This window comes from Corallococcus sp. CA053C, from assembly GCF_003611675.1.
GTDB lineage: Bacteria > Myxococcota > Myxococcia > Myxococcales > Myxococcaceae > Corallococcus.
This window is the reverse complement of the sequence record NZ_RAWA01000450.1, coordinates 1-7474: the sequence shown is the minus strand read 5'-3', so window position 1 is coordinate 7474 and position 7474 is coordinate 1. Positions and strand designations below refer to the sequence as shown.

The following is a 7474-nucleotide window of genomic DNA, read 5'->3' as shown; positions in this document are numbered from 1 at the left end:
GCGCCGACGCGGCTTCGGCTTCTCTTCCGTCTTGGGGGCGGGCTTGGGCTCGTGGGGGCCCTTGAGGATGTCCTCGAAGCGGGACTTGTCCTTGCGCTTCTTGAAGAGCAGGGCGGTGCGGCCGAGCAGCTGCGCGAGCTCCGCGCCGGTGGCCTCGGCCAGGCGGTCGGCGCCCTCGTGGCGTCCGTCCGGGCCTTCGTTGATCTTCACCTTGATGAGCTCGTGGTCGTTCAGCGCCTGCTCGACGGCGGAGATGACGCCGTCGGTGACGCCGGACTGGCCGACGATGACCACCGGCTCCAGGTGGTGGCCGAGGGCCCGCAGGTGGCGGCGCTGTTTCCCGGTGAGGGGCATGGGGTGTCTCCTTGAGAAGGGCGCGGGCGCCGGGCCGTTGGGAGGACCGGCTTCCGCGAAAAGGGGCGCACCCTACTTCTTTTGGGCCGCCATGCGGATCTCCCGCATCGCGTCGATGTGGTCCGGTTGCAGCTCGACGGTGCGCTTGAAGTGCTTGAGGGAGCCCGTGACGTCGCCGCTCAGCTTGGCGATGACGCCCAGGAAGTAGTGGGCGGGGGCGCAGCGCTCGTTGCGCTTGATGGCGGCCTGGATCTCCCGGAACGCCTCCGGCTGGGCAGCCTTCTTGTCCGGAGAGGCGAGGAAGCGCGCGTAGCCACGCCAGGCGAAGAACTCCGGCTCCTCGGCGTTCAGGGCGATGGCGTCGTTGAGCATCTTCACCGCTTCGGGGTACTTGCGCGCCTTCACCAGGATGCAGGACTTCTGGAACAGCTCCTCGGCTTCGAGGATGGAGTGGATGTCCACGCCGTCGCCGCCGCCGCTCTTGAGCTCCTCGAGGTAGGCCGCGCGGCTCTTGTCGTCCGTGAGCGTCCGGTACGCGTCGCCGATGTACGCGAACACCTCCGCCTGGAGCTTCTCCAGCTCCGGCGGAGCGCCCTGGGGCAGGGTGTCCGGGTGGTAGAGCTTGGCGAGGCGGAAGTAGGCGATCTTCACCGCGCTGCCTTCCGTCTGTTCGGTGAGGCCGAGCCGCTGGAAGTGGTTCTGTCCCTTCAGGGTCGCGGCGAGCTGGCGCAGCGCGGGCAGCTGATCCGCGCCGGGCGCCGGGCCCGATGCCGCGGGGGCCGGGGAAGGAGCACCGACGACGGGCGGAGCAGGGCGGGCACCCGGGCCCGCGGCAGGAGGCCGTCCCGCGGCCTGTCCGGCGGCGGAGGCGGGCGCCGCGCCAGGGCCCGCGGTGGGGGCAGGACCCGTAGGGGCTCCCGGAGGACGGGACGCGGCACCAGGGCCCGTCGTCGGCGCCGCACTTGAAGGGGCTCCCGGAGGACGGGGCGCGGAACCAGGGCCTGCCGTGGGCGCCGCACCCGCAGCGGCTCCTGGAGGACGAGGCGCGGCGCCGGGACCCGCGGCGGGCACTCCAGGCCCGGCAGCAGGCACGCCCGGACCCGAAGCGGCCACACCAGGGCCCGTGGCGGCCACACCAGGACCGGCAGCGGGTGCTCCGGGAGCGGCGGGCCTCGCCGCGGCTGGCGGAGGCGCGGCGGCCGTGGCTCCAGGGGGCCCCTGCGTGCGCGAGGCCGACGCGAACGAGACGCCGTTCAGCTCCTTGAGCAGGAACGCGAGGCGCAGCAGGTGGTCGGCGTCCTGCGGGACGTCCTGGAGGAGCTGCCCCAGCGAGCGCACCCCGTCGATGAAGGCGAGCGCGCGCACCTCGTGCGGCGTCAGGCGCAGCTCACTGGCCGCCACCCGGCCCCCGGACTTCATGATGGGCAGCCCGAGCACCGGGGTGAGCCGCCGCTTGAGGTCCGACGTCGGGATGCGGCGCACCTGGTCGCTGAGCACGGCCCAGCGGTTGCCCAACGGCATCGCCTTCTGCGAGGGCAGGTCGCGCACCTCGAACGTGAAGGTGCCGGACTCGGCGCGCAGCACCCGGGCCAGGATGGCCCCGCCCCGCTGCGCCAGCTGCGTGAAGGCCGTCGCCGGCTGGAGGATGCCCAGGCCGAAGAGTGCCGCGAGCAGGTCTCCCCCGAAGCGCTCGCGCGAGCCTTCCGCCTGCTGGAGCTGTTCGGCCGTCAGCAGCCGCGCGCTCAGCAGCGACAGCCCGAGCGAATCCTCCGCGTGCGACGAGTCCACGAACTCCGGGTTGCCCTTGCGGAAGTGCACCCACAGCGTGCGGTCCGACAGTGCCAGCGTCAGCAGGCCCGTGTGCTCGCCCGCGGCGATGCGCCCGTAGAGCTGCACCGGCGAGTACTGCTGGAGCGGACCCTGCGGCGGCACGGCATTCGTCCCGTCGTCCACCACCGTCTGCGGGGCCGGAGCCTGCGGCACGGGCGCCGCCGGACGGGCCTGCGCGACCGGAGGCCCCACCCCGGGCGCACCCGGGCGGGGGGGCGCGCCGGGCCCCGCGACCTGCGTGGCGATGGGACGCCCCGCCGCATCGACGCCCGCGCGGACCGCCGGTGCGGGAGCCCGCATCGCACCGGGCCCGGCCGTGGGCGGGGGCCCCGCCGGACGCGGCGCGTTCACGGCCCCCGGACCCGCCACGGGCGCGGCGGCGGGCGCGGACGGACCGGGCGGCGGCACAGGAGGCGCTCCGGCCGCGGGTTGCAGGAGCGACGCGGGCGCGCCGTCCCCCCACAGCTCCCGGGGGAACGCGTCGCGCACCTCGGGGAAGCGCCACGGAAAGGCGAACTGCAGGCCGTCGTTGGAGACCTGGATCCTGCCCTGGATGGCGCCGCTGTCGATGAGCAGCTCGATGGTAGGCGCGGTCAGGGGCCCCCACATGGTGCCCCGATCGTTGCGGACCCAGTACTGCCGGACCTCACCCTCCGCCATGTGCCGTCCTGCTCCCATTCCCGCGCCTTCCGGGATGACGAAATTTAACCGCCGCACCCACGAAGGTCCAAGCAGACACACCCTCCGGGGACTCCAAAGCCCCAGGGGCGTGTCGAATCACGGCGTGGCGCCATCCAACGCCGCCAGGCCCACGCTGGCCAGACACGCCGCGTCGGCCTGCTGCTCGGCAGGCGGGTCGAAGCAGTACACCTCGCTGTCGAACACCTTGCACATGCCCGCCGGGGTGCCCGAGCACGCCACCTTGCCGTAGGCCGTGGTGCAGTTGTAGCCGCACACCGGGCCCGTCTCGCTCAGCTTGCACTGCGGCGCCGGCAGGCCCTTGCCCCACGCGCAGAGCGCCGCGGGCGTCGGGTCGAAGCAGGTGACGGTGCCGTTCAGGGCCTTGCACACGCCCGCGGGCGTCTTCGCGCAGCGCACGCCCTCGGAGGCGTTCACGCAGTTGAAGCCGCACGCCAGCTGCATGCCGTTGCTGACGCACTGGGCGCGCGGCACCTGCTTGCCGAACACCGCGAACACCGCCGCCGGCGGATCGAAGCACGTCACGTTGCCGCTCTGGCTCCGGCACACACCCGCGGGCGTCCTCGCGCACTTCACCTTGCCGAAGTCGGTGACGCACCCGTAGCCGCAGCCCACCACCCCGTCGATGGTCTTGCACTCCGACTCCGGCAGCGCGGCGCCGTAGGCCTTCACCACGTAGGCCGGCGGGTCGAAGCACGCGGCCTGTCCGTCGATGACGGTACAGCGCCCCTGGAGCGTCTGCGCGCACCGCACCCGCTGTCCATCCGACTTGCACGCATAGCCACAGGACACGTGCCCGTCGATGGAGCGGCACGTGGCCGTGGACGCGTCCGGCGGTGAGGGCGGCGCCGCCAGCGTCAGCGCCAGCACGGTCATCAGGGTCGCGAGCATGGCCGCATTGACCCCCAAGCTTCAGCGCGACGCAAGCAACCGGCCAGGACGGCGCGCCGCCAGGGTGATAAGCGGGCGCCACCCGCTGGGAGGCGGGCCCTGCGTGGACCTGGATGTCAGCGCGTTGAAGCTGGGTTTGCTCTGCCTCGCCGCGTTGACCGCGGGCTTCGTGGATGCCATCGCGGGAGGCGGCGGGCTCATCACGCTGCCCGCGCTGCTGACGGCCGGCCTGCCCACGCACGTCGCGTTGGGCACCAACAAGGGCCAGTCCGTGTTCGGCTCCGGCGCGGCCCTCGCGCGCTTCGCCCGGGCGGGGCTGGTGGACGGGAAGCTGGCGCGGGTGACGTTCCCCTTCGGCCTGCTGGGCGCGTTGGGCGGCGCGGCGCTGGTGCTGTTGCTGCGCCCGGAGGTGCTCAAGCCGCTGGTGCTGGTGCTGCTCATCGCGGTGGCGGTGTTCCTCGCCTTCCGCCGCACGCCGCCCCGACAGGACGGCGTGGAGCCCTCGCCCCAGCCCCGCGCGCAGGCCATCGGTGCGCTCATCGCGCTGGGTATCGGCACCTATGACGGCTTCTTCGGCCCGGGCACGGGCACCTTCCTCATCGTGGCCTTCTCGTCGCTCCTGGGCCACGGGCTGGCGCGGGCGTCCGCGGACGCGAAGGTGGTGAACTTCGCCTCCAACCTGGCGTCCATGACGCTCTTCGCGCTCCGGGGCGTGGTGCTGTGGAAGGTGGCGCTGCCCATGGCCGCCGCGCAGTTCACCGGCGCGTGGCTGGGCGCGCATGTGGCGGTGAAGGGCGGCGACCGGCTGGTGCGCATCGTCGTGCTGTGCGTCGTGGCCGCGCTGGTGCTCAAGCTGGGGCGCGACGTCTGGTTCAACTGGTCGGAGGCGTAGGCGGGCCCGCGCCCCGGTGCCGCTTCAGCCGATGTGCACGAGCAGCGCGTGGCCGCGCTTCGCCACGGCGGCGGTGAACTTCCGCAGCTCCACGAAGTAGGAGATCAGCTCCTCCAGCGGATCCACGTCCTCCGCCGGCTCCTCTTCCTCCCAGGTGCCGGGGTAGATGTCCTCCGCCTGGAGCGTCGCGGGGTCGAAGCGCTTTCGCAGCGTGGCCTCCGGCACCGTCTTCAGCGCGTCCGCCAGGGCCTTCACCTCGGCGGGGGTGAACACGCGCGCGGTGCCTTCATCGGACGGGATGTCGCCCACGTCCTCGCCGCCGCGCACCAGGAAGTCCAGCGGCGGGGTGCCCTCCCACGCCGTGCCGGTGAGCAGGTACTGGAGGCCGTGCCACGCCTCGCCAATGTCCAGCTCCAGGAACGCCGCGCCCTTCGCGTCGCCGAAGTCCTCCTCGTCCTCCAGGAAGGCCTCCAGCCTGCGGGGGGCGTCGCGCAAGGCCAGGCGCTGCGCCTCGGTGGTACTGCGCAGCGTGCAGAGCATGTCCATGGGGCGTCGACCTCGGGGCACTTTGCGAAGCTCAGGGAAACGGGCGGGCTACTCCACCACGACGAGCTTCGCGTTGTTCTCCACGGGGGTGCCTTCCTTGGCGAACACCTCCGTCACCTTGCCGGCCTTGGGGCTCTTGAGCTCGTTCTCCATCTTCATGGCCTCCACGACCACGAGCCCCTGGCCCTCCGTCACCTCGTCGCCCACCTTCACCAGCACCTTCACCACCTTGCCGGGCATGGGCGCCAGGACGACCTGCTTGCCTTCGACGGTGAACCCGCCCGCCGCCGCGCGCATCCGCAGCCGGCGCTCGTCCGCCACGTCCGTGCGGTTCACCTGCCCGCGCACGAGCGTGCCGATCTCGTCGCCGTTCTCCTCGAACTCGACGTTGTACGACTGGCCGTCCACCAGCAGGGACAGCGAGCCGTTCTCCAGCGGCAGCGCGTCCACCTGGAACGTCTTGCCATTCATCGTGAGCCGGAAGCGGCCCTGGCCCAGGGACTCCAGGTCCACCGGCACCGCTTCCTTCTGGCCCTGCTGCTTCGTGAAGTAACGCATTGAAGAGGTCCTTCCGGGGGCTTGCGGCAGGAAGACAATCAGCGGCGACGGTTCTTCAGCGCCAGACGCCACGGGCTGATGCGGCCACCGGTGTCTCCGGCGCCCGCGCCCGCGGAGGGCAGCGACTTCGCGCGCTTCTGGTCGCGCTGGAACGCGTGCAGCGTGCTGGCGAGCAGCGCCACCTCGCTCAACTGGGTGTCCTCGCTGCCCAGCAGCGCCGTGTGCTCGCGCGTGAGGAAGCTGGTGTCGTAGTCGCCGCCCACGAACTCCGGGTGCGACAGGATGCCGTGCAGATAGCGGATGTTGGTGGTGATGCCCTTCACCACGTACTCGGACAGCGCGCGCTTCGCCCGCGCGATGGCCTCCGCGCGCGTGGGCGCCCACACGGACAGCTTGGAGATCATCGGGTCGTAGAAGTTGGGCACCGTGAAGCCCGCGAACACGCCCGAGTCATCCCGCACGTTCGGCCCGCCCGGCACGCGCAGGTGGGTGATCTTTCCGGGGCTGGGCATGAAGTTGCGCGCGGGGTCTTCCGCGTACACGCGCACTTCAATCGCGTGGCCGCGCGGCTCGGGGGCCTCGAAGAGGGGCAGCTTCTCCCCTTCCGCGGCGCGGATCTGCATGGCCACGAGGTCCAGGCCCGTGACCCACTCCGTCACCGGGTGCTCCACCTGGAGGCGGGTGTTCATCTCCAGGAAGTAGAAGTTGCGGTGCACGTCCACCAGGAACTCCACCGTCCCGGCGCCCACGTAGTTGACGGCCTTGGCCGCCTTCACCGCGACCTCGCCCATCTTCGCGCGCAGCTCCGGCGTGAGGATGGGGCTGGGCGTCTCCTCCACCACCTTCTGGTGACGGCGCTGCGCGGAGCACTCGCGCTCGTTCAAGTGGACGGTGTTGCCGTACTGGTCCGCGAAGACCTGGATCTCGACGTGGTGAGGCTTCTCCAGGTACTTCTCGATGTAGACCGAGTCGTTGCCGAAGGAGCTCATCGCCTCGCTCTTGGCGGACCGCCACGCGGAGTCGAAGTCGTGCAGGCCCTCCACCCGGCGCATGCCCTTGCCACCGCCGCCACCGGCCGCCTTGAGCATGATGGGGAAGCCGATCTGCTGCGCGTACTCGCGCGCTTCCTCGGGCGTCTGGATGGGTTCGGTGGAGCCGGGGACGACGGGCACGCCGGCCTTGATCATGTTGGCGCGCGCGCGGGTCTTCTCGCCCATGGCGTCCATGGCGGCGGCGGGCGGACCGATGAAGGTGATGCCGGCCTTCTCGCAGGCGCGCACGAAGGACGCGTTCTCGGAGAGGAAGCCGTAGCCGGGGTGGATGGCGTCCGCGCCGGACTGCTTCGCGACCTCCAGGATGCGCTCCTGCACGAGGTAGCTCTCACGCGAGGGCGGGGGCCCCACGAGATAGGCCTGGTCGGCGGTGCGCACGTGCAGCGCGGAGCGGTCTGCTTCGGAGAACACCGCCACCGTCGCGATGCCGAGCTCCTTGCAGGTGCGCATTACCCGGATGGCGATCTCGCCGCGATTGGCGACGAGCACTTTGCGGATCTTGGGCATGGGCGCCCCTGTAGCATGGGGCGCCCCCGTTTGGCCTGCCCTACTTGCGGAGGTTCAGGTACTGGGCCATCAGCTGCTTCGCCTGGGCCAGCTTCGCTTCCACGAAGCGGTCATCCTCGTCCGGCTCCGGGGGCTGGGGCGGGTG

7 protein-coding genes are annotated in these 7474 nt (G+C 71.7%); 1 reads left to right on the top strand and 6 read right to left on the bottom strand.

Going from position 1 to position 7474, the window contains the following annotated elements; genetic code table 11:
• From yhbY to D7V97_RS36915, 3 genes are all read right to left on the bottom strand, one after another.
• The coding region (yhbY, locus tag D7V97_RS36925; protein WP_120615307.1) for a ribosome assembly RNA-binding protein YhbY at positions 1-354 on the bottom strand (354 nt) is incomplete at its 3' end.
• Between the two features lie 72 nt (positions 355-426).
• Positions 427-2844, bottom strand: coding sequence for a DnaJ domain-containing protein (locus D7V97_RS36920; protein WP_120615306.1), 2418 nt, complete (start codon positions 2842-2844; stop codon positions 427-429).
• A gap of 117 nt (positions 2845-2961) precedes the next feature.
• Positions 2962-3774 carry a hypothetical protein gene (locus D7V97_RS36915; RefSeq protein ID WP_120615305.1) on the bottom strand — a complete coding sequence of 271 codons (813 nt, stop codon included), beginning with the start codon at positions 3772-3774 and terminating at the stop codon, positions 2962-2964.
• A gap of 103 nt (positions 3775-3877) precedes the next feature.
• Here D7V97_RS36915 and D7V97_RS36910 point away from each other — a divergent pair, with 103 nt between their 5' ends.
• On the top strand, positions 3878-4666 hold the full coding sequence (locus D7V97_RS36910) for a TSUP family transporter (protein WP_120615304.1): 789 nt from the start codon (positions 3878-3880) through the stop codon (positions 4664-4666).
• A 24-nt stretch (positions 4667-4690) separates the two neighbouring features.
• Here D7V97_RS36910 and D7V97_RS36905 read toward each other — a convergent pair whose 3' ends face one another.
• Genes D7V97_RS36905 through accC form a run of 3 tightly spaced genes read right to left on the bottom strand, consistent with a single transcriptional unit; the run spans position 4691 to position 7329 of the window.
• A complete protein-coding gene (locus D7V97_RS36905) occupies positions 4691-5212 on the bottom strand; it encodes a YfbM family protein (RefSeq protein ID WP_120615303.1) in 522 nt (173 codons plus the stop codon).
• 48 nt (positions 5213-5260) lie between these two features.
• Positions 5261-5770, bottom strand: coding sequence for a DUF2118 domain-containing protein (locus D7V97_RS36900; protein ID WP_120615302.1), 510 nt, complete (start codon positions 5768-5770; stop codon positions 5261-5263).
• Positions 5771-5808: 38 nt separating this feature from the next.
• Positions 5809-7329: an acetyl-CoA carboxylase biotin carboxylase subunit gene (gene accC / locus D7V97_RS36895; protein ID WP_120615301.1), complete on the bottom strand. Its 1521-nt coding sequence runs from the start codon at positions 7327-7329 to the stop codon at positions 5809-5811.
• Positions 7330-7474: the final 145 nt, after the last annotated feature.

What these genes read in the sequence shown, in the direction of transcription:
- D7V97_RS36920 (WP_120615306.1), bottom strand. Translation starts at nt 2,844, where the DNA reads ATGGCGGAGGGTGAGGTCCGGCAGTACTGGGTCCGCAACGATCGGGGC.
- D7V97_RS36915 (WP_120615305.1), bottom strand. Translation starts at nt 3,774, where the DNA reads ATGCTCGCGACCCTGATGACCGTGCTGGCGCTGACGCTGGCGGCGCCG.
- D7V97_RS36905 (WP_120615303.1), bottom strand. Translation starts at nt 5,212, where the DNA reads ATGGACATGCTCTGCACGCTGCGCAGTACCACCGAGGCGCAGCGCCTG.
- D7V97_RS36900 (WP_120615302.1), bottom strand. Translation starts at nt 5,770, where the DNA reads ATGCGTTACTTCACGAAGCAGCAGGGCCAGAAGGAAGCGGTGCCGGTG.
- accC (WP_120615301.1), bottom strand. Translation starts at nt 7,329, where the DNA reads ATGCCCAAGATCCGCAAAGTGCTCGTCGCCAATCGCGGCGAGATCGCC.